Annotated in this window: 17 protein-coding genes; 6 read left to right on the forward strand and 11 right to left on the reverse strand. The window is 40.0% G+C overall.

The features are described 5' to 3' along the window. Nucleotides 1-2: 2 nt before the first annotated feature. The gene (locus ACK4HU_RS15325; RefSeq protein WP_409808198.1) at nt 3-1,094 is read right to left on the reverse strand and encodes a TIM barrel protein; all 1,092 of its coding nucleotides are present in this window, start codon (nt 1,092-1,094) and stop codon (nt 3-5) included. Nucleotides 1,095-1,111: 17 nt separating this feature from the next. Next, entirely contained in the window at nt 1,112-3,655 is a 2,544-nt protein-coding gene (locus ACK4HU_RS15330) for a c-type cytochrome (protein WP_409808200.1), read from the reverse strand. A gap of 631 nt (nt 3,656-4,286) precedes the next feature. Between ACK4HU_RS15330 and ACK4HU_RS15335 the strand changes: the two genes are divergently transcribed. Beyond that, complete coding sequence (locus tag ACK4HU_RS15335) at nt 4,287-5,441, forward strand: DEAD/DEAH box helicase (RefSeq protein WP_409808201.1); 1,155 nt, start codon at nt 4,287-4,289, stop codon at nt 5,439-5,441. 187 nt (nt 5,442-5,628) lie between these two features. On the opposite strand, the gene ACK4HU_RS15340 is transcribed toward ACK4HU_RS15335, so the two are convergent. Next, entirely contained in the window at nt 5,629-7,554 is a 1,926-nt protein-coding gene (locus tag ACK4HU_RS15340) for an AAA domain-containing protein (protein WP_409808203.1), read from the reverse strand. 63 nt (nt 7,555-7,617) lie between these two features. On the opposite strand from ACK4HU_RS15340, the gene ACK4HU_RS15345 reads away from it, so the two are divergent. Continuing rightward, on the forward strand, nt 7,618-8,223 hold the full coding sequence (locus tag ACK4HU_RS15345) for an ACP phosphodiesterase (RefSeq protein WP_409808205.1): 606 nt from the start codon (nt 7,618-7,620) through the stop codon (nt 8,221-8,223). Next, entirely contained in the window at nt 8,210-8,668 is a 459-nt protein-coding gene (locus tag ACK4HU_RS15350; RefSeq protein ID WP_409808207.1) for a hypothetical protein, read from the forward strand. The genes ACK4HU_RS15345 and ACK4HU_RS15350 overlap by 14 nt, the downstream gene beginning before the upstream one ends. A gap of 16 nt (nt 8,669-8,684) precedes the next feature. Here ACK4HU_RS15350 and ACK4HU_RS15355 read toward each other — a convergent pair whose 3' ends face one another. From ACK4HU_RS15355 to ACK4HU_RS15375, 5 genes are all read right to left on the reverse strand, one after another. Then, nucleotides 8,685-9,224, reverse strand: coding sequence for an inorganic diphosphatase (locus tag ACK4HU_RS15355; RefSeq protein ID WP_409808208.1), 540 nt, complete (start codon nt 9,222-9,224; stop codon nt 8,685-8,687). A gap of 71 nt (nt 9,225-9,295) precedes the next feature. Next, nucleotides 9,296-10,393 (reverse strand): hybrid sensor histidine kinase/response regulator, encoded by a 1,098-nt coding sequence (locus ACK4HU_RS15360; protein ID WP_409808210.1) that lies wholly within the window; start codon nt 10,391-10,393, stop codon nt 9,296-9,298. Beyond that, a complete protein-coding gene (locus ACK4HU_RS15365; protein WP_409808212.1) occupies nt 10,386-12,497 on the reverse strand; it encodes a 7TM diverse intracellular signaling domain-containing protein in 2,112 nt (703 codons plus the stop codon). Before ACK4HU_RS15365 ends, ACK4HU_RS15360 begins: the two co-directional genes overlap by 8 nt. Continuing rightward, entirely contained in the window at nt 12,494-13,201 is a 708-nt protein-coding gene (locus tag ACK4HU_RS15370) for a hypothetical protein (RefSeq protein ID WP_409808214.1), read from the reverse strand. Before ACK4HU_RS15370 ends, ACK4HU_RS15365 begins: the two co-directional genes overlap by 4 nt. Beyond that, nucleotides 13,202-15,478 carry an Rv1355c family protein gene (locus ACK4HU_RS15375; protein ID WP_409808216.1) on the reverse strand — a complete coding sequence of 759 codons (2,277 nt, stop codon included), beginning with the start codon at nt 15,476-15,478 and terminating at the stop codon, nt 13,202-13,204. 202 nt (nt 15,479-15,680) lie between these two features. Between ACK4HU_RS15375 and ACK4HU_RS15380 the strand changes: the two genes are divergently transcribed. Next, a complete protein-coding gene (locus tag ACK4HU_RS15380) occupies nt 15,681-16,154 on the forward strand; it encodes a response regulator (RefSeq protein ID WP_409808218.1) in 474 nt (157 codons plus the stop codon). Here ACK4HU_RS15380 and ACK4HU_RS15385 read toward each other — a convergent pair whose 3' ends face one another. The 3 genes from ACK4HU_RS15385 to ACK4HU_RS15395 are packed head-to-tail and all read right to left on the reverse strand — an operon-like array spanning nt 16,155 to nt 19,347. Then, nucleotides 16,155-17,360 carry an alanine dehydrogenase gene (locus ACK4HU_RS15385; protein WP_409808220.1) on the reverse strand — a complete coding sequence of 402 codons (1,206 nt, stop codon included), beginning with the start codon at nt 17,358-17,360 and terminating at the stop codon, nt 16,155-16,157. Next, nucleotides 17,350-17,781, reverse strand: a complete 432-nt coding sequence (gene tsaE, locus ACK4HU_RS15390; protein WP_409808222.1) for a tRNA (adenosine(37)-N6)-threonylcarbamoyltransferase complex ATPase subunit type 1 TsaE — start codon at nt 17,779-17,781, stop codon at nt 17,350-17,352. The genes ACK4HU_RS15385 and tsaE overlap by 11 nt, the downstream gene beginning before the upstream one ends. A 6-nt stretch (nt 17,782-17,787) precedes the next feature. Next, the gene (locus ACK4HU_RS15395; protein WP_409808224.1) at nt 17,788-19,347 is read right to left on the reverse strand and encodes a PglZ domain-containing protein; all 1,560 of its coding nucleotides are present in this window, start codon (nt 19,345-19,347) and stop codon (nt 17,788-17,790) included. Nucleotides 19,348-19,406: 59 nt separating this feature from the next. Between ACK4HU_RS15395 and ACK4HU_RS15400 the strand changes: the two genes are divergently transcribed. Further along, nucleotides 19,407-20,639, forward strand: a complete 1,233-nt coding sequence (locus tag ACK4HU_RS15400; RefSeq protein ID WP_409808226.1) for an HD domain-containing protein — start codon at nt 19,407-19,409, stop codon at nt 20,637-20,639. 15 nt (nt 20,640-20,654) lie between these two features. Further along, nucleotides 20,655-21,677 (forward strand): UDP-3-O-(3-hydroxymyristoyl)glucosamine N-acyltransferase, encoded by a 1,023-nt coding sequence (gene lpxD / locus ACK4HU_RS15405; protein WP_409808228.1) that lies wholly within the window; start codon nt 20,655-20,657, stop codon nt 21,675-21,677. The last annotated feature ends 27 nt before the right edge of the window (nt 21,678-21,704 follow it).

Genomic DNA, 21,704 nt, shown 5'->3' on the forward strand with positions numbered 1-21,704 from the left:
AATTACAAAAGATTAGCTCTGGAATAGGCAAGACACTTGACCACATTCTTCTCTTCAAAAGCCAGCTTTTCTTCAGAATTCAGGTTTTTTACTTGGGGAAGAGAATCGGGATAAGATTTGTCACGAACTATTCTGAGGATTTTTGCCAGATCTTGAGCTGGTGGGTTATCAAATGTCGTCCAGTAGCTTTCCTCCAAACATGGAATCTGCAAAGGATCACGAGTGATCATTTCCAAACTGAACGTGACATCCGGATTATGTTTTTGACATAAAGTCACTGCTTCTTTTAAATCTACGATTCCTGTACCGAGCTCCACTTCAGACAGTAAAAACCCATCTTCGTAAGGTTTGACTCCCATATCTTTCACATGAGTCGAAAATGCAAAAGGAGCTAAGGTCCGTATCACTTCCATCGGTTCTTCTAGCAGCGATACATTATTCCCAAAATCAAGCGTGACTCCTACCCAACTACTACTCAGGTTTTGAATAATCTGGGCGAGTTCGGCTGCTTTCCAATCTTTGTGATTCTCAATCGCCAGCTTCACCTTGTGCTTTCTGGCTATGGGTTCTGCCAAGAGAATTGAATCATGAGCATTTAACCGGAATGTTTCCCAATCTGCTTTCGTCTTGAAGTTTTCATACCTCCGTCCACTAAGACAAACAGTCCTCAAAATACTCACTCCAGCTTCTTTGGCCATCAACACTTCTTTTTCAAACCTAGAAACTTCCTCTTCACTTTTGGGCATGGCAATGCTTCCTTCCAGGTACATTCCCAGTTTTTCACGTTCATCTCGGACTTTTTTGGCAAAATCCTCTGCCCAACCTCCTACTGTTGTCTGGATTCCTCCTGCTCCGATTGAATGACAGTGCCGCATGAAATCCAGTGCATTTTGGAAACCCGGATAGGTTTGACTTTCTACCTTGGAACCGTATCGAATCCCATAGGAATGAACCACCACTCCCATTGAGACGCCTTTTAAGCTTTCCGGCAGAGCCGAAAAAGGAAAAGCCATCGCCGCGGTTGCCATTCCGGACTTTTTCAAGAAATCCCGCCTTCCGGAGGAAAATTTATCATTGTTCTCAAAAGGTTTCATAGGCTAGCCATTTTGGGTTAGGGTTTGGAAGAGGAAGCAAGTCCTTCAATATGTTTATTGAGTTCGGCTGCCGACCATGGATACACTCTGCCTTGATTCAAATGTCGGGTGGAGCTGACAGTTCTGCCCGAAACGGGTGGCGCTTGATTCCCCCACTCATTCCGAATGTAAGTAAGAATGGACGCAATCACCGCATCATCCATCGTCGAATGTGAAGGCATCACCGGTAAAATATCAGGTGCATCGTATTTCTTTCCTCCCACTTCAATCGGACCTTCCAATCCATGCAGCATGATCAAGGAAAGTCTGACTTCATCGCCGACCACCCATTCGGATCCAGCCAATGGCGGACCCATGCGAGCCGCACCTTTTCCATTATTCCCATGGCAACCCGCACAAGAAGTTAAGTATTTTGTCCTGCCTTCTGCAAACTGCTTCATTGCTTTTTCATCCAGATTACCAACTGAAGTAAGAGTCGAGGAAGGTTTATACCCAGGCCAAGAAAAGAGACGCTGCAGCATGGCAAGCCTATTTTGATCCAGTGGAAGATCTTTACGCTTGAATATCGATGGCTGACTGGGCAAATTAACTTTTCCAGGAGTTTCGATATCACTCGCTTGAATAGCCATACCTGTTAAGATGACGGACTCTTTCCATCCAATTTCTTCTGTATCTGTAAGTGCCAATAATCCGCTGATTTCTATTGATTCGCCATTGTTAATGATGGCGCTGGTCAGCATTTCAAGGAAAACTTCCCGATCAGGATTCGATTCCTTCCATGGATCACTTGCAAGAAGTTTTTGAAGAAAGCCAAATTCTTCATCCTCCAAACTACTCATCACGGCATCTCGAATTAAGGCCAGATTTCCATAGTCTTTAAATATCTGACTGAATAATTTGGTTTTGGTTTCTGTTGAAAAAATCTCAGCACTCAAGGCCAGCTGAAGTGCAACTTTCTCGGAAGCTTTTGATGCCAAATCCAAAGAAATAACTTCCAATTGAGCAAGAATCTCTGCATTATCGAGAGCTGGGTTTTCAAGCTGTCGCAATGCAGTGGTTTTGATTAAGTCAGTGTCATTCGCTAATATTTCAAGCAAAAGTCCAGGATTCACTTTTCCCATTCCTTCCAAAGTCCATAGCGCATGAAATCGTCCAAACTCGGATTTTCCATTTTTCACCAAATCCTCCAGAAGCGAAACTAAAGTGGGATCGTTTCTTTCTACCAAAAGCCGTTGCGCCATGTCCCGATACCAACCGTCTTCATGAGACAGGTTCTTCACCAAATCGGCTGCGCTTACCTGAGAAAGTTTAGGTGCTTTTTTAGGATCAAAACCTTTCGGAACCACTCTCCAAATTCTACCCATATGTCCCGGAGAATCCAAACCGCGCTTCAAGGTTTGCTCTTTCAAATAGGGAGTCATATATCCTCCATACTGCACGATTCCCTGATACATGTCGGCGATGTATAATCCACCATCCGGTCCAACCGTGGCCTGAACCGGGCGAAATCTTTCATCCGTAGATGCTAAAAACTCCCTCCCCGGATTTGGGTCATGGGCATCTAATAAAAGCCCATTTTCGGTTACCACATTTCGCTTGATCAGATTTCCAGCATTTTCCAGGACAAAGATGTTTCCTAAATATTCCTTCGGGAAAAGTTGACTTCGATAGACCGTTGGGGCGCAGGCAGAAGTAAACTCAAACAGTCTTCCCAGTGAGTCTAAAGTTCCAGGGATATAACCACGATTCACAGCTGGATTGGATCGAATTGGAAATACTTTTCGGTCGATCGTCAATCCATGATCGATTCCTGTTGATGGTTTGTGATTTTTGTTTCTGGATAAATAATTGGCTGGAACCAAGTCCCCATGTAGCTGAGACCAGTTGTAATTATACATCAGGCGACCCTGATCGTCTTGGGAAATCCCCCATTGCCCCCGAAATTCAGTGGTGTCACGAATCCAATTTCCATCCTGAAAGCGATAGCGAAGGCGTGATTTAGCACTGTAATACCAATTGTCCACGTTTCGCACAAAGCCATTGTCCGAATGTTCTGGAATTCCATTGGCGGCATAGGTGGAGTCGAGCAAAATCTTGGAATCGGCTTTCCAGTCTCCATCCAGATCTTGGGTGATCCAAAGTCTGTTGTTTTCGGCGACCAAAGCCCCATTTTTAAAAAGTCCCAAAGCCCGTGGCATCAGCAAAGAATCCAGATAAACGGTTCGCTTGTCCATCTGCCCATCTCCATTTGTGTCCTCAAGAATTGCGATCGAACCAACGGGTTGCTTTTCCTCCGAACCCTCGATGTCATTCATGTAACCACGCATCTCCACCACCCAAAGCCTTCCATCCTCATCAAATTGGATGATCACAGGAGATTCCACGAGCGGTTCGGAAGCAACAAGCTGAACTTCAAATCCAGCTTCGATTTGAAAAGTTTTCATTTCCTCTTCCGCTGTCCTTGCCGGACTATCGGGAGATTCTGGGAGAGGACCGGGTTCTTTGCAGGAAAAGCAAAGCAGCATACCAACCGCACAGGTCAACAGGGTACTTCGAAACATATTCTTACAGGTATTTTGGGTTTGGGAAATCCGACAATTTAACTTGTCGAATACCATCGTTTCTAATTTGGATTTTATTCCGCTGATTTACAAGGCCAAATCGTTAGGTGGAAGCATTCCAATTTGAAAAGTCAAGGTTTGGTTCGGATCCGAAGAAAACAGAAGCCATTTGAGGACTTCTTCAGATGGTTCAGGACTTCAGACCTGCCCGATGCAGGCGGGCTTGGACCATTCATTATGAAGTCTTCAGACTGCATTTCAATTACCTCTTCTTACTTCGGGCAGCCTGAATACTGCATTAGCCTAAGCACAAGCCTACCTTTCGGCTAGACAGGTCGAAATACTTGCACTAATTGAGACTTACTCAAATTGATTTTTTGAACCATTAAGGGAATTAAGAAAATTAAGAAACTCAGTTCAAGACCTTAGTCATAGGTTTCAAACTCTAATTTTCTCAAATCTTAATGCCCTTAATTTCTTAATGGTAAGATCAAAATATCGGAAAATAAAAAGTTATTGAGGTTGTTGATGAATATTTCAACTATAAAAATTGAGCGTAGATTTCCTCCGACCCGATAGGAAAACAGAAGCCTTTTGCTGACTTCTCCTAACTTTGTAAAAAATATCGATTATGAATTTTTCCGACCTCGGACTGTCAAAAGATCTACTTTCTTCCATTGAGCGGGCAAAGTATGAAAGTCCCTATCCCATTCAAATTGAAGCGATTCCTGCTATTCTCAATCAAAAAGATTTATTGGGTTTAGCACCTACAGGTTCCGGGAAAACGGCTGCTTACATCTTACCTATTCTTCAGCTATTACTTCCAAAAGAAGCTCCAAGTGATCGTTTTATCCCAGTTTTGGTAATAGTGCCTACTCGGGAACTGGCAGTTCAGGTGGCAGAAGTGACGGAGAACTTCAGCCGTTTTTTACCCCGAAAGATCAAATCCATGGCTGTTTTTGGGGGAGTTTCGATCAATCCCCAAATGATGAAACTACATGGTGTGGAGATATTGATTGCCACACCGGGACGATTGATAGATCTCATTGGTAGGAATGCACTTGGTATCTCGAGAATTCACACTTTGGTTTTAGATGAAGCGGATAAGGTGCTGAATATGGGTTTTCGGGAAGAAGTAGAGCACATTTTGGAATTGCTTCCAAGCCGTCGGCAGAACATCCTTTTCTCAGCAACCACAGATTCTGAAGTGGATGTTTTGATCCAAAAACTACTCAAAGATCCGGTACGGATTCAGGTGGAAGGAGATAATTTCACACCGGACTTAATTGATCAATTAGCTTATCGAGTTAGTCCTGAAAATAAGGGCCCATTTCTTAGACAATTAATCAATTCCGGTGACTGGAGTCAGATTTTGGTTTTTGCCTCCTCAATAAGAACGGCCGACAATGTGGCAACCAAGCTGAGTAAAAACGGAATTGAGGCAGTAGCTTTTCATGGAGATAAAAGTCAAGGGGCAAGGACTGAAGCATTAGCAAGGTTCAAATCAGGCAAGACGCAAGTTTTGGTGGCAACAGATTTGGCCGCCAGAGGAATCGATATTCAGTTTCTTCCTTTGGTAATCAATTATGAATTGCCTCGCTCTCCAAAAGATTACATCCACCGAATCGGCCGGACAGGTCGTGCGGGAGCAACTGGAAAGGCGATTTCTTTGATCACTCCAGAAGAATTGCATCATTTCAAAGTCATTCAGAAGAAAATGGGCAAGCGGGTGCTTTTGCTGGACTCGGAGGATTTTGGGAAGGATCAAGAGGAAGCAATTTCCTGATTTCGGATTTCGGATTGTTTGTTTTGCATTTCTATTAGGATCTTCAAAAGATTGGCCTTTGAAATTTACTAATGTGGTTCATTACAGGGCCGTAAACCCGTACTGAGCGAAGTCGAAGCATCTGAATTCGTAAATCGTAATTAACTTTTCAACTTCCTTACCTCCTAACTTCCTTACCTCCTAACTTTTACAAAAACTCATACACGCTCCGATAGGCTCCTTTTTCTTCAAAATATCCCAAAAGCGAGTCAAAAAAAGGATGATGGGCTAAAGTGCTGCTATCCCCTATGAGAATAAGTTTTCGCTTTGCTCGAGTCAAGGCCACGTTCATTCTGCGCTCATCTGCCAGAAAACCAATCTCCCCTTTTTCATTGGATCTAGTCAAAGAAATCAACATCAAATCCCGCTCCTGACCCTGAAATCCATCCACTGTATCGATTGTAATCCAGTCTGCAAAGGCCTTCAGATTTGGATATTCGAAGGTCTCAAAGATCAGATGCCGAATCATCCTCACCTGCGCGGAATAGGGCGCAATCAAGCCAATAGTCCAGTTTTCCTGCCTAAACTTGGCAAATCCGATTCGCTTCATGGTTTCGTTAAGGTAAGTGCAGGCAAATCTGGCTTCGTCGGGATTGAAAGTACTCAAGCTTTCCGCCTCCTGTTGATCAGAATAGCCCGAACCGGCAGTATCGATCCATTCCAAAACAGGTTCATCTTCGCCAAGCGAATGTAACTGTGTATTTTCAGCAGCCTGTAATTTCCCCTTGTAAAACCACTCATTGGAAAAGCCCATTATATCAGCGGGCATCCGATATTGGACTTCGAGCATTTGAGCTGTTTGTGGCTGGCGATGGATTATTTTCTCAAAAAGCGTAGTTGAGAGACCTGCTTTCGAAGCTTCAAAAGATTTAATTGTCGGTGGCAATTGACAATGATCTCCTGCAAAAACCACCTTTTTAGCTTTCAAAATTGGAATCCATGTCGCAGCCTCAAGTCCTTGAGCAGCTTCGTCGATGAAAACTACATCGAAAATCATCCCTCTGAGATTGGACGAAGAAGCGCCTACGAGTGTGCAGGCAAAAACCTGAGTACGCTGGAAGATGTCGGAGCGAATGTAATCCTCCAATTGACTTGCAGCTTCCCGGATTCGGGAGACTTCTTGATACATCAGTTTTCGCTGAGCACGCTCCTCAGGACCAAAATTGCGTTTATATTGCTTGGCGATTTTGAGATAGGATTCAGTCTCTTTTCGGAGCTTTTTCAAATCACGAAAGCTGTCGTGGAATGCGATTTTGGCATCTAAGGTTTGATTGAGGATTTTTTCCTCCACACGTGCGGGATGTCCGAGTCGTAGCGTAGAAACACCGGAATCCACCAGTTTTTCCACCAATAGATCAACCGCTGCATTACTTGGCGCAGTGACTAAAATGCTTTGTCCCTTATCTACAGCCTCACGAATTGCAGCAATCAACGTGGTAGTTTTTCCAGTACCCGGAGGGCCATGAACAATGGCAAAATCCTGTGCCGTAGCAATTTTTTGGCAAGCTTGATTTTGGGAAAAATTCAAGCCGGGAAGATCGATTGCCGACAAATCTTTGAATCTTGGCTTAGCTTCTCCTAAAGCGATGTCTCTCAGTTCGGCAAGTCGGATATTTTCTCCTTTGATTACTTTTTTCAAGGCAGACTCCATCTCCCGATAACTCGCTTCATCAAATAGCAAATCCACTCCTAATCGGGAATCCTGCATCCAATCAGGAATCTCATCGGTTTGGAGTGTCACCACCATGGAATCTTTTTTCACTTGATTAACCACACCGTTGACACGGTTTTCCATTCCTTGGTAGCCTTCGTGTGTGGAGAAAAATGTCACTGATTTACCGGATGAAAAAGAAGATGGGTAGTTAGAATCCATTCGCTCGACTTCGACTAATAGCCGCTCTCCCATTCCAATTTTATGTTTTTTCAGAAGGATCGGATGCCAAGTAATTCCTTCCTTTTTCTTGTCCGCGATAGAGGTATTCAGAAATTTCTTTTTGTAATTGGCGAGGTCTTCTGACCATTCGAGTTTGAGAAGTTTGAGTCCTTGCTTAAGTTCTTCGAGGATATCCGGCATCTAGTGGTAATTTACAGTACAAACTAAGCAAAAGTCAGGCGGTTTACCTTTTAAAGAATTTATATGAACTTTCTCGCTCATGCTTATCTTTCTTTTGGCCACGATGAGGTGTTGGTTGGAAATTTTGCTGCGGACTTTATCAAGGGCAAAGAGATCCAACGATACGATAAGGATATTTTAACAGGGATTTTACTTCATCGGGAAATTGATTCATTTACTGATTCACATCCCTTGGTGCGAGCAGGACAATCTTACTTACGCCCAAGGTTCAGACATTACTCCACGGTGATCACGGATATTTTCTTTGACTATTTTTTGGGAAAAAATTGGGGGAAATATTCCAACATTCCGCTTGAAACATTTGTGAATCAGACTTATAATATCATAGACTCTCATTTGGTTCTTCTCCCGGATTCTTTCAAGGAGATGTTTGGCTGGATGAAAAGTCAAAACTGGCTGTACAATTATCGTGAGATCAAAGGAATCCAAAAAACCCTGATTGGATTAAGTCGAAGGACGAATTTTGATTCGAAAATGAATGAAGCACCAGAGGTGTTGTTAGAAAAAGAAGCAGAATTTGAACTGATTTTCTTCGCTTTCTTCGAGGATTTAGAGACTTTTGCCCGAGCTAAACTCACCGAACTTCAAAGCATACATGGTCATCATTAAACCCAAAATATCCACTTATATCTCTCTCGGTTTGATCTTGATTGTTCTCTTGGGAGGATTAATTCTTCTGCTCCGCGATTTTGCATACAAGGGCAGTTTTGGACTTTGGTTTTATCTGGTGTCCTGCTCGCTAATTACCCTTGTCATCTTGATGCTTTTGGTGAAAATGATGGCTGGCTGGCGATTCATCACCGCTGGCAAAGACCAGATTATAGTCAAATTACCACTCAAAGGGATGACCAAATCCTATCCGGTAAATGAAATTATGCTTTGGGAAGAAGAAATAATTCTTGCCAACAAAAAAGAATTCAAGCAGGTGACTATCGCATTCACAGATAAAAATTCGATTTCAGTATCAAATCATGAGCATGAGTCTTACACCGATCTGGTCAATTATTTAAAAAAGAAAGCAGCCAAGCAAATGATTAAAAGCAAAAAAGCCTGATTGCTCAGGCTTTGGACTATTTTGAAGTTCTGAAATTTTTGTCGTAGAGATCGACACTTTCCTGTATGATTCGCATGGCATCTTCTTTACCAAGGAAGTCTTCTACTTTCACTTCTTTGTTTTCCAATTTTTTATAATCCTCAAAGAATCTGTGGACTTCTTTCATCAAGTGTGGAGGAAGCTCATCGATATCGTTGATGTAATTTACAGATTGATCTCCGGCCGCTACAGCGATGATTTTATCATCTGCTTCACCACCATCTACCATTCGCATTACACCGATTACTTTGGCCGGAACCAAAGTCATGGATGGAATATCAATCTGAGAAATAATTAAAATGTCCAGCGGGTCATGGTCTTCGCAGAAAGTCTGAGGGATAAAACCATAATTTGCAGGATAATGGACAGCTGAAAACAAGACACGATCAAGCATTAGCATACCTGTCTTTTTGTCAAGTTCATATTTTCCTTTGGATCCTTTAGGGATTTCAATAACGCCCATTACAAATTCTGGGGCATTTTTCCCAATGTTGACATCATGCCAGGGATTAATCATATTTTTTGAATTTTAATAAAAAATGGTCTATTACCGATGTAAAGATACAATCCCTAATTAAATTTTATTCCTTAAAATTTTCCTTTATTCAAGGATGGAAGGGTTACAGTAATGGTTGTACCTTCATTTATTTGAGATTCTAAGTTGATCTTGCCACCCATCTGTTCCACTGCTTCCTTGACCATATAGAGTCCAAGGCCTGTTCCTACATTTTTTTGGGTTGCTCTCGCAAAAAGATTGAACACCTCTTCTCGATATCGTTCCTCAATCCCGATGCCATTATCCTCCAATCTTATGATTGCATTCTCTTCCACCACGTCAATCGTGAGACTAATCCACTTTTGTCCGCCTTGGTCTTTTTGAAACTGAACAGCATTGCTGAAAAGATTATTCAGGATTACTCGGATTTTAGCCTCGTCACTGAAAAAGGCAACCTGCTGATTGACCTGCATATCCACCTTAAAGTGGGTAAGGTTGAATTTTTCTCGGTAAGCTTCCATTTGTTGGTTTACAATATCCTGGAAGTGTATTTCGGTGATTTTATGGTCAATTTTCGTGGATCGATAAAAGTCCAACATCTTATAAATGAAATCATCCAATTTCCCGGTAGCGGTATCGATCATTTCGAAATACTCTAATGCATTTGGATCACCGATTTCTAACTTTGCAAGTTTGGAAATACCCGAAATACTCATCAATGGTCCGCGTAGCTCATGTGACAAACTATACACGAACTGGTTCATCTCGGAGTGTAACTTCTGAAGTTTGATGCTCTTTTCCTTCAATTCACTTCTCATGAAGTAAATGTCTGCGGCATTTTTGATGGAATTTTTGATCTGCTCAATATTCCAAGGTTTATCAATAAAACGGTAGACTTCCCCTTTATTGATTGCATCAATCACGCTAGCGATATCCGAATAGCCTGTCAGGAGTATTCGTATCGGGTCGGGATTAATTTTAATCATCTGCTCAAAAAACTCCGTACCTGTCAAGCCAGGCATCCGTTGATCAGCAATGACCACATGAATCTCTTCCTCACTGACTATTCTAAGACCCTCCTCAGCATCGATTGCTGTAAAAATCTTGAAGTCCTTTCGAAGGGTGGCTCTAAACGACTTGAGGTTATTGTCCTCATCATCAATATAGAGAACATGGATTTTATCACTCATACTTTGGGACATTTTGGTAAAGAGGAAGTGAAATAATAAAAGTTGTGCCCTGTCCTTCCTCGGTAACTACCTCCAGGGTTCCTTTGTGGTTCTCAATAATAGAATAAACTATGGAAAGACCCAAACCCGTACCTTTACCCACAGCCTTAGTCGTGAAAAAAGGCTCAAAAATTCGCTGTTTAACCTTTTCAGGCATCCCCGGCCCATTATCTTCAATTTCAACAACTACGTGATCAATAAATGGTTTGGTCCTAATGGTAATTTTGGGATCAACTATTTTGTCCAAATTATCAGTCAAAGCATGAACTGCATTGTTGATGATATTCATGAATACCTGATTGATTTTACCGGCTAAGCACTCCACAAGAGGAAGTTCTCCAAATTCTCTAACGATTCTGATTTTACCCGGAATAGTACTGTTGAGAAGGATGATTGTACTACTAATTCCATCATGTAGATCCACTTTTTTCACATCCTGCTCGTCAACCCTAGAGAAAATTCGAAGACCTTTGACGATTTCCACAGTTCTTTTTGCTCCTTCATCCATTCCCTTCAGCAACTGATCAACCTCATCGAGCACATAGTCCAATTCCAAGTCTTTTTCAAGTTGTTTGGCTTCTTTTTTAGTGCTTTCTGAAAATTCCCTCTCACCAGAATTTCTATAAAATTCTATTACCTCCATGATGTCTTTAATGTCACGTTTAAGCGGAGTAATATTTGAACTGACAAAGTTGATTGGATTATTAATTTCGTGGGCTATGCCGGCTGTCAATTGACCCAAAGACGCCATTTTTTCCTGATTGACAAGTTGGCTTTGAGTATTTTGGAGCGTCCTTAAGGCATGTTCCAATTCCTCTGTCCTAACTCTTACTTTTTTCTCAAGCATGGAATTTTGCTCTCGTATCAGCTCTTCATTTTCATTCAAAATCTTAAGCTTTTCAGCTTGCTCGTTTTCTTTTTCCTTTTTGAGAATATTGATCTTGTCAGCAAGTGCAAAAGATAGCAATACCACTTCAAGTGCAGAACCCAAAGGCATAATGTAGGCTGTCAAATTATTTGTGGGAATAATTCCCATTTCACTGAAAACAAACAGAAAAATCCCGACCATAAAAACAGACCAGGCCAAAAGATAATAACGGGCAGGACTATAACCTAACCTAAGAACTGAAAGTGCAACCATGAGGACATACAACACCACGATTGACTGGGTCCCGAGTAAGACTTGGTAACTTACCGTTATTGAAAAGAAAAAAGCATTTACTAAAATAAATCCATAAACTAAAAAAATGAAATAAAACCCTTTGTCAAGTTTTGGGACAAAGAATTTCGTAGAAAGAAAAACTCTTAAAAACCAAATCCCTACCAAGCTAACAAGTGAGGAAAATATCACACCTGCCCTTAATTTCAGCCATTCAGATTCAGGCCAAATTAATTCTGTTGTATAACCCAAGATTGAAGATTGAGCAAACCACACTAATACAGTATGGATTACATAAATTAAATATATTTTATCCCTTACAGAAAAGTACAAAAATAAATTATAAAAAAACAGACCAACAATTACCCCCGTGAAAATACCGAAAATAATGTTTTCCCGGTTGATCAGCCTGTCAATTACCTGTAGATCATTAACTGATGCTGTGATAATTGTCTTGTTAACACTATTTATTCTAAGAAATATTTCTGTATCCTCATTTTGAGGTAAATTAATTTTAAAAATTATCGATTTAGAGCGAATAACCCTTTCACTGAATGAATCTAAGCGTCCCCCCTTATAGGTTTGAGAAATTTCACCCTTATTAACAACGTATAAATCAATATTATCCAGTGAAGGATTATTTATAAATAAATATTTCTCGTCATTTTCAGTTTCATTTCTTAATAAATATTTAAGCCAAACAACATCGTTATTGATTCCAAAGTTTATATTCTGATTTTCCAAAGAAATAAATTCTGAAGAATTTAAAACTTCTTCAATGTTAAAATTCAATTCTTTTGATTGAATTAAATAACCATAATGGTTAATTGGCTGGCTACTAGAATCAATCACAATTGAATTGAATGAAATAAGTAGCGAAAAAACTGAATAAATAAAAATAATCATGGGTTTCTCCAGTCAGGATTATTGATTTTTAAATTATACTTGATGTGAATCGGCCCTTTGGGAGTATGCTCCGTTCGCTCACATTGAAGGTTCTTTCTAAGTTCGAAAATATAATCTCTTTCTTCCTCAAGAGCTAAAGGTAAATTTTTTACATCTTTTAAAACTGCAAGTGTTGCAACCAAATCTAATTTTGGGTAAAAAAATGTGCCTTTATTTCCTATTTGTTCTTCAATTTCAAATCCCTTTTGGAGCGTTGGCTTTAAAGTATATTCCGCACAAAGGGCAAAAAGACTCATTACATTTAATTGATCTGCAATAACCAAAGATGTTCTTGATAGAAATAACGCCCCGATTCCAAACCCTGAAATAGCTCGGCTGTTCCACAAGCCACCAATTTCCCCTGTACCCTCTTTTCGATATTTGGAAACCAACTGTTGAATGTTACTGTCAACTTGAGAAATTGCACCTTCTAATGGTAGGGGAAAGGCTTCGTTGGAGATATGTATACGAAGTCCACTTACCACATTATTCGTGGAATTTTCATGAACTGTAACGACAAATACATAAGGATTATACATCCATTCGTTATTTGAGGAGGTGACCTTTGTAACCCCGTACTCTTTCAAAACATTAATATGCCCCTCAATAAACTGTTTACAGATTTCGGGTTCATCTATTGCTCTGAAAGCGTTGAAAGTAAACATTCAAACCAAAATTAAAGTATCCTGCACATTTCGGCGAAATGCCCTTACACTAGGATTAGTAACCATATTTAGCCTAAACATAAACAAATCCAAGGTTCCGCCTTCATTTTTGAAAATTTGATCAAATCTCGACTTCAGGGTTTGTATTTCTTCAAACTCCTCTTTGGTAAAACCATGATTGGTTTCTTGAAGAACTTTTTGAAATATAAAGAGCATTGCTGTCACCGGTTGAAAACTTATACCCATCATATTTGCCTTGATCCAAATCCGTTGAAGGACTTTTCCTGCCTCAAGATAAGTCTCCGTTGAAAATCTATCGCCTTGGAGCACCATGATCGCTGAAGATTTAGTTACCGTTTCTTTAGAGATTTTGGTAAGTCCCATTCCCATCAGAAATTTACGGAAAAACCTAATAGTTCTAGGATCCTTTAGCAAACCCATGGCTGCTTTTTCAGTACCGGAAAGCTCTAATGTGGCTATATCGATACCATCTCGGGTTTCGATAGCATCTTTTTCAGTCCATCTGACTTCTTTGATAAAGTCTACCAAACCTTCCTCATGAAAAAAGCGCATTCGATCCATTCCCCCTACTATCTTAGCTAACTCGTCCAGATCTTTAGAATCCTCTGTAAATCTGATTTCAAACCCTTCACAACTTGCGAATTTTTCCAATTCTATTAACTTTTCCTTTTCTATCAATTGTCTGACTGAATTTTTTCGGTTTGTACATCTCAATGATATACCCTCTACCAAATCAAAATGAGGCACCTCTATGGGACGATTTAGTTTCGTTACAAAGCGAATAGAAGCAATTAATTCTTCTTCAAAATCCTTGATATGGTTGATTATTTCTATTTCTAATCCTTCCTGGGCTGCGGCCAATCTTAAATTTTCAAGAGCAGCTCCAAATGCGATCAATGATCCTGTTCCCTTGAAATCCAGCATGGAATGACTTCGCTCCTGATCATGAAATAAATGGAGAATTCCCTTTCGATCAAAAACCCAAATCCATGGTTGAACATTACCGCCTGATGGCGCCATATTAGCCAAAGTCAGGATTTTTTCCAGCTCTTCAGAAGAAAGAATATACCCTGATTGAAGTATGCCCGAAGGCAATTGTGCTACAATATGACTCGAAATGGCAGATGGCTCTTGAAAGCTTGGTAGGATTAAATTTTCTTCAAGCTGTTCTACTTTGACAATTTCATCAAAATCAACATAAAACCTTCCAGAGGGAATATTATCCCCCAAAAGAATTCTTCTTCCAACATGAGCTACCGTCGCTCCGCCCAAAAAAACAGCTGAAGCCAATTGAGGCCAAGAAGTGATTGTGGACCCAACCTCCAGAAGTGATGCTTTCATTCTTAATGAAAGACTTTCTAAACCAGTAATTTTTAAACCAAGAGCTACTCGCTCTTTATTGCTAAGATTTGCAAGTTCAGAAATGGAAATTCCGTTTAACAAACCATGGAAAATTGGCCTATCTGGTTCCTGATCAAAGCGCTCAATATCCAGCATTCCTCTGTCGGAAGTATCCATGATAACAGGGATTTGCTCTAATTTTGCCTTTTCTCTGATGAGAAATTTAATATCTAAACTATCACATTCATCAATCAAAAGATCAAGTTTTCCATTTCCAACTAAAAATTCATCAATGTTTTGTGTAGTGATTCCTTCTCTATAAAGTGTTACCTTCAAATAGGGGTCAATCTCCGAAATCTCTCTAGCCGCAATAACAACTTTTTCTAAACCCAAGCTTGTAACACCTGCCTTTAGCCGATTTAAATTACTCAGCTCCAATGTATCAAAATCTGCAAGTCTGATTTCTCCAAAACTTCTTTCCAAAGTCATGGCTAGCGCAATACTTTGACCTACTGAAAGCCCAACAATCCCAACTTTCTTTTTTCTTAATTCAAGCTGTTCGGAGGGAGTTATTTTATAATTATTTCTCAAGGTTCGAATCCGGATGAAATCTTCCTCATCTAGAATATGGACCAATGTGTTTTTCCAAGGATAAAAAACCCAAGCTCCGTAAAAGTCTTTTTCCTTGTCTCTAAAAAATTCAGTTAACCTTTGATCCAGTTCTTCTTTGGATAATTGTGCCTCGGGATTGTCAGCTTTGATCAAATCAATCACCTGACCATCGATTTCATCGATAGTATGCACATATTGCTCAGATCGAAGCTCTATTATAGCTTCCCAATCACTCGCAATAAAGGGTAACAAAATGAGAGGTCTGATATGATCTTTGAGATCAAATCGTGGTTTAGTTAGCATGATATTCTTTCGGGCGACAAAGCGAAGTAAAGTTAGTTTTTTTCGCCTAAAGTCAAATTATTCACTAACTTTTTTTAAATAAAAGAAGGTATTAAGTATCTTTCAATTCAATCAATTAAATTGAATTAGATTTAATACTTGTTTTTTAATGTAAAATCAGATTATTTGCTAGGCCTTAATCAACCTTTTTTAGAACTCTTGGATGGAAAATCAGCCCGAAGAAAAAATTAAAATTCTTTACGTAGACGATGAAGAGAATAATCTTCAGGCCTTCAAAGCAACATTCCGGAGGGATTACAAGATTTTTCTTGCGATTTCCGCAAAGGAAGGAGAAGATCTCCTAGCTAAAGAAGAAGTAGATCTGATTATCACAGACCAAAGAATGCCTGAGAAAACCGGAGTTGAATTTTTGGAAAGTATTATTCCAACTTACCCAAAACCTATACGGATTTTACTTACAGGTTACACTGATATTCAAGCAGTAATCGATGCGATCAATAAAGGTCAAGTGTATCATTATCTCACCAAACCATGGGAGGAAGATTATCTTAGGACTGTGATCAAAAATGCATTTGAAGTTTATGCATTAAGAAGAGAAAATGAGCGGCTCACCGAGGCATTACTTAAAGCAAACGAACAACTTGAATTTCTGCTTCGCCAAAACCTCCTTTCTTAATCAATAGCGAGCTGCCAACAAAAGCTGCAATTCCTTGTGATTTAATCCAAATTTTCGGGCCAAAAATGCATTGGTGAGACTTCCTCTGTAAGTGTAAACGCCCCTCAGGAACCACTTATAATTGAAAATCATTTCTTCAGCACCTCCCAAATCCGCCATTTGTAAAATAAGTGGCGTGAAAATATTGCTCAGGGAATAGGATGCAGTCCTTGCCACTCGTGATGCAATATTTGGAACGCAATAGTGGATAATGTCGTGCACCAAGTAAACAGGTTCATCATGTGTTGTCATTCGAGCTGTTTCGATGCACCCCCCCTGATCAATTCCCACATCGATGATAATACTGCCATGAATCATATTGGCCACCATTTCTTCGGTTACTACGATTTTGTTTCTTCCCTTCTCGGCTCGAAGCGCCCCAATTACCACATCGGCTTCTGCCAACGCTTGTCCCAAACTGAAATTATCAATAGTTGAGGTATAAATCTGTTGACCTAACAGCTGTTTGATTCTTCGGAGCTTGTAGATATGGTTATCAAATACTTTAATGTTTGCGCCCAATCCAATTGCAGTTCTGGCTGCATACTCAGCTACAGTACCAGCTCCAATAATTACCACCTGTGTAGGTGGCACACCTGTTACCCCTCCTAATATCAGTCCTTTTCCCTCGTTTACACTAGACAGATATTCTGATGCAATGAGTAACACCGTACTTCCTGCAATTTCGGACATTGCTCTGACCACTGGCATGCCGCCTACTTTATCTTCAAGATATTCAAAAGCTACAGCAGTAATCTTTTTGTCATTGAGTGCTTTTATAAATTCCGCATCCTGCTTTTCAAGCTGCAAAGCTGAAATCAAACAACAACCGGTAGACATTTCCCCAATTTCCTCGATTGTCAATGGGTCAACCTTAAGCACCACGTCGGCAGAAAGCACTTCGCTACGAGAATAAGCAATCTTTGCACCTGCATCAGAATAGTCCTGATCCTTAAATTTTGCACTCAAGCCAGCACCTGTTTCGACGATCACCTGAATGTCATTATTACTTAGCAGGCCAACCGCCTCCGGAGTCAGCACTACCCTTTTTTCTTGCGTAGAAATCTCCTTAGGAATACCAACATGAAGCGGCTTTGCTCCTTTTTTTACTTGTAAAGGCGATTCTTTGGTAATTACAGCAGTAAGCTCGCTTAATTCAGTTGACATCTTGGGTGTGTTGAAGGGTAATGGTTCTGTCTAGGTTTGAATTGATGGTAATCTTGATCAGGAGAAATTCATCCGGAAGATAAGCCTCGATTTTTTCAGCCCATTCTATCCAGCAATAATTACCACTATAAAAATACTCTTCTATCCCGATATCCAAAGCCTCTGCAGGTTGATCTAATCTATAAAAGTCAAAATGGTAGATCTTTAAACCCGATTTGCGATCGTATTCATTTACAATTCCAAAGGTAGGACTACTAACCTGATCAAGCACTTCCATTTTTTTTGAAAGTGCTTTGATCAAAGTAGTCTTTCCAGCCCCCATTTGGCCTTGAAATACCCATATTTTTTCATCGCCTGCAAAGGCAATAATCTGAAGGGCGGCATCTTCAATCTGTTCGAGTCGGTATTGAATGGTAATCAAGGGTTTTTATCGTTTGGATGTCAAGTGCACAATGGGCACGATCATTTCCTCCAAAGATATACCTCCGTGCTGAAATGTATCTTTGTAATAATTGACATAATAATTATAGTTGTTGGGATAAGCGAAAAAATAGTCCTCCACTGCAAACACATAGGAAGAAGAAACATTCAATCTGGGCAGCTTGGCATCTTCGGGTTTTTTGATCTCAAAAACTTTTCCATGCTCAAAATTCAGATTTTTCCCCTGCTTGTATCTCAAGTTGGTAGTCACATTTTTGTCACCAATGATTCGATAAGGTTTATTCACTCTTTTCGTCCCATGGTCTGTGGTGACAATTACATCTGCACCTGCATTTTGGATTTTTTTGAAAAGATCAAAAAGTGATGAGTGCTCAAACCAACTACGTGTGAGTGAACGATAGGCCGACTCATCTGGAGCCAATTCTCGGATCATTTTCATATCTGTACGTGCATGGGAAACCATATCGACAAAATTGTACACCAAAATATTGAGATCATTCCGGAGAAATGTGTGAAATTGATCTAGAACTGCCTTTCCTTGCTGTGTCTGAATAATCTTATTATAGGTAAATTTTATTGGGAGGCGGTTTTTATCCAAGTTGATTCTAATCCAGTCTTCTTCAAATTTATTTTTCCCCTCATCTGAATCTTCATCTTCCCATAGTGATGGATAAAAACGTGCCATATCCATTGGCATCATTCCACTAAAAAGTGCATTTCTTGCAAAAGCTGTGGTAGTTGGTAAAATGCTGTAGTAAGTACTTTTTTCCGAAACATTGAAATAAGGATTCAGCAAATGCTCTAAATCTTCCCATTGATCCAACCGTAAGTTATCAATCACGATCAAAAACAAAGGTTTCTTTTCTTTTAACAGCGGAAACACTTTTTCCTTCAAAACCTGATGTGAAAGGAGTGGCTTGTCCGGATTTTTTTCAGACATCCAATCCAGGTAATTTTCCTTGATAAAACGAGCAAAGGAAGAGTTGGCCTCGGACTTTTGGTTTTCTAATACCTCCAACATATTCTTATTTTCCGTCGAGTCAATCTGCAATTCCCAGAAAGTCAACTTCCGATAGAGTTCCGCCCAATCCTGATAATCCTCTGCATCACCTAAGGCCATGGAGATCTGCATGAATTCCTGCTGATAACTTTGAGTCGTCTTGGAATCAATCAATTGCTTATTCTGCAGAATTTTCTTCACTGAAAGCCAGATTTGACTTGGGTTGAGTGGTTTGATCAAATAGTCGGCAATCTTCCCCCCTATCGCATCGTCCATGATGTGTTCCTCTTCACTTTTAGTGATCATCACCACCGGAATCTGCGGCTTAATTTGTTTGATTTGCTGGAGTGTTTCCAGGCCCGTCATTCCCGGCATCATCTCATCGAGAAAAATAACGTCGAAATTTCCTTCTTCTACTTGTTCGATTGCATCCACACCCGAATTAACTGTGGTGATTTCATAACCTTTTTGTTCCAAAAAAAGAATATGGGGCTTTAGAAGATCGATTTCATCATCGGCCCAGAGAATTGAGGATTTTTGAGACATGTGGGTTTCCCTTTCTTTTAAAATTATAATTACTTTTGAGTCAATCAAATCAGCGCTGATTGAAAAGCCAGAAAATTTTGAATGATCCTGTTTATGGATTCATTACAATTCCGAGTGAATTAATTTTCACGATCATAGACCATCCTTATTTCCAAAGGTTACGCCGAATCAAGCAGTTGGGTTTGACAGACTATGTTTATCCCGGAGCACTTCACACCCGATTTCATCATGCCATTGGAGCTATGCACCTAATGAGCATAACTTTAGACAATCTACGAAATAAAGGGACGGATATTTCCGATCAAGAATATGAAGCAGCCCTCATTGCAATTTTACTTCACGACATTGGACATGGGCCTTTTTCACATGCATTAGAATACAGCCTCCTCAAGGGAATTCCTCACGAGGAACTTTCACTCCTTACTATCAAACTCTTAAACAATCAATTAGGTGGCCAATTGGACCTTGCTTTATGTATTTTTAAGAATCAATATGATCGAAAATTCTTAAATCAACTAGTATCCAGCCAATTGGATATTGATCGCTTAGACTACCTCCAACGGGACTGCTACTTTACTGGGGTATCAGAGGGAACAATCGGTGCAGATCGGATCATTAAAATGATGGCAGTCAAAGACGGGCAATTGGTAATCGAAGAAAAGGGAATTTATTCCATCGAAAATTTTCTTAGTGCCAGAAGATTGATGTACTGGCAAGTTTACCTCCACAAGACAACGGTAAGCGCTGAAAAAATGCTCATCAATCTCATCCAGCGAGCAAAGCACTTAGCTCAGGCAGGGTATAAACTTACAGTAACAGATGAGTTTGAATATTTCTTGAAGAATGATTTTGTGCTCGAAGATTTCCAAAAAGACAGAACTATTCTTGAAAGTTTTTTGAGTTTGGATGATTTTGATATTTGGGGAGCGATCAAACTATGGAAAAGTCAGGATGATTATGTGCTTCGAAATATTTCACAAATGTTTCTGACCCGAAATCTATTCAAAATAAATTTGGTAAATGAACCCATCTCTATCACAGAAATTGAAGAAATGCGAGATAAAACGATAAAAAAACTTCAAATTCCTGAAAAAGATATCGATTATTTCTTTTGTTCGGGAAAAGTCAGCAACTACGGGTATTTAGCCACGGATCGGATAAATATTCTTACCAAAAAAGGAAAAGTGATGGATGTAGCTCAAGCCGCTGACTTACCGAATATCAAAGTAATGAGTAAGATCGTGGAGAAACACTACATATGTAAAGCTAAAAACTTAATTTTGTCTAAATAAATCCGTTTGCTGTATATGGAATTTACATTGGGCCAATTAGCCGCACTTTTAGAAGGAAAAGTAGAAGGAGATGAAAGCCAAAAAGTAACCCGTCTCGATAAAATCCAAGAAGGTAAGATAGGTGGAATAAGTTTTTTGGCCAACGAAAAGTATGAGCCATTTCTTTATGAAACCGCCTCAACAGCAGTGATTGTCTCAGAAAATTTTGTTCCAACAAAACCTCTAAAAACTACGCTTCTTCGGGTTAAGGATGCCTATTTGGGATTTACCAAGCTCCTTGAAGCCTATGCTCAATTTACCAAGGCAATGCTAGTAGGGGTGGAGGAACCCAATTTCATGCATTCCACCAGTACTATTGGTGAGAATCATTACCGAGGAGCTTTCTCTTATATTGGAAAAAATTGCCATCTGGGTCATAATGTGAAAATCCATCCTCAATCTTATATAGGCGACAATGTGAAAATGGGCGATAATTGTATCATCCATGCAGGGGTAAAAATCTGCTCTGATACGTTGATCGGAAACAACTGCGAAATATTCCCAGGTGCTGTGATCGGTGCTGACGGATTCGGATTTGCTCCACAGTCAGATGGAACCTATAAAGCTATTCCTCAAATTGGAAATGTAATTTTAGAAAACGATGTAAGCATAGGTTCAAATACAACGGTAGATCGGGCAACGATGGGTTCGACAATCCTACGCAAAGGAACTAAAATAGATAATCAAGTACAGATAGCACATAATGTAGAAATTGGAGAAAATACAGTGATTGCCGCCCAAACGGGGATTTCCGGATCAACTACAATCGGTAAAAACTGTGTTATCGCTGGTAAAGCCGGAATTGTCGGTCATTTAAAGATAGCAGACTATACGACCATCGGAGCGAATACTGGAATAAGCAAATCCATTAAAAAATCTGGGGAAACCCATTTTGGATACATGTCCATGGATATGAAGGATTTCTTAAAATCCTACGCACTCTTCAAAAATCTGGATGGGCTTGAAAAGCGAATCCGCGAACTGGAAAAAAAGGGTTAATTTTGCTGCCCTAAAATTCCGAAAGGA

Origin of the sequence: Algoriphagus sp., assembly GCF_046296635.1 — a bacterium.
Lineage (GTDB): Bacteria > Bacteroidota > Bacteroidia > Cytophagales > Cyclobacteriaceae > Algoriphagus.

Coding starts and splice junctions, on each gene's coding strand:
- ACK4HU_RS15375 (WP_409808216.1), bottom strand. CDS start 15,478: ATGCTAACTAAACCACGATTTGATCTCAAAGATCATATCAGACCTCTC.
- ACK4HU_RS15365 (WP_409808212.1), bottom strand. CDS start 12,497: ATGATTATTTTTATTTATTCAGTTTTTTCGCTACTTATTTCATTCAAT.
- ACK4HU_RS15360 (WP_409808210.1), bottom strand. CDS start 10,393: ATGAGTGATAAAATCCATGTTCTCTATATTGATGATGAGGACAATAAC.
- ACK4HU_RS15345 (WP_409808205.1), top strand. CDS start 7,618: ATGAACTTTCTCGCTCATGCTTATCTTTCTTTTGGCCACGATGAGGTG.
- ACK4HU_RS15355 (WP_409808208.1), bottom strand. CDS start 9,224: ATGATTAATCCCTGGCATGATGTCAACATTGGGAAAAATGCCCCAGAA.
- lpxD (WP_409808228.1), top strand. CDS start 20,655: ATGGAATTTACATTGGGCCAATTAGCCGCACTTTTAGAAGGAAAAGTA.
- ACK4HU_RS15335 (WP_409808201.1), top strand. CDS start 4,287: ATGAATTTTTCCGACCTCGGACTGTCAAAAGATCTACTTTCTTCCATT.
- ACK4HU_RS15325 (WP_409808198.1), bottom strand. CDS start 1,094: ATGAAACCTTTTGAGAACAATGATAAATTTTCCTCCGGAAGGCGGGAT.
- ACK4HU_RS15370 (WP_409808214.1), bottom strand. CDS start 13,201: ATGTTTACTTTCAACGCTTTCAGAGCAATAGATGAACCCGAAATCTGT.
- ACK4HU_RS15350 (WP_409808207.1), top strand. CDS start 8,210: ATGGTCATCATTAAACCCAAAATATCCACTTATATCTCTCTCGGTTTG.
- ACK4HU_RS15330 (WP_409808200.1), bottom strand. CDS start 3,655: ATGTTTCGAAGTACCCTGTTGACCTGTGCGGTTGGTATGCTGCTTTGC.
- ACK4HU_RS15380 (WP_409808218.1), top strand. CDS start 15,681: ATGGAAAATCAGCCCGAAGAAAAAATTAAAATTCTTTACGTAGACGAT.
- ACK4HU_RS15385 (WP_409808220.1), bottom strand. CDS start 17,360: ATGTCAACTGAATTAAGCGAGCTTACTGCTGTAATTACCAAAGAATCG.
- ACK4HU_RS15340 (WP_409808203.1), bottom strand. CDS start 7,554: ATGCCGGATATCCTCGAAGAACTTAAGCAAGGACTCAAACTTCTCAAA.
- ACK4HU_RS15395 (WP_409808224.1), bottom strand. CDS start 19,347: ATGTCTCAAAAATCCTCAATTCTCTGGGCCGATGATGAAATCGATCTT.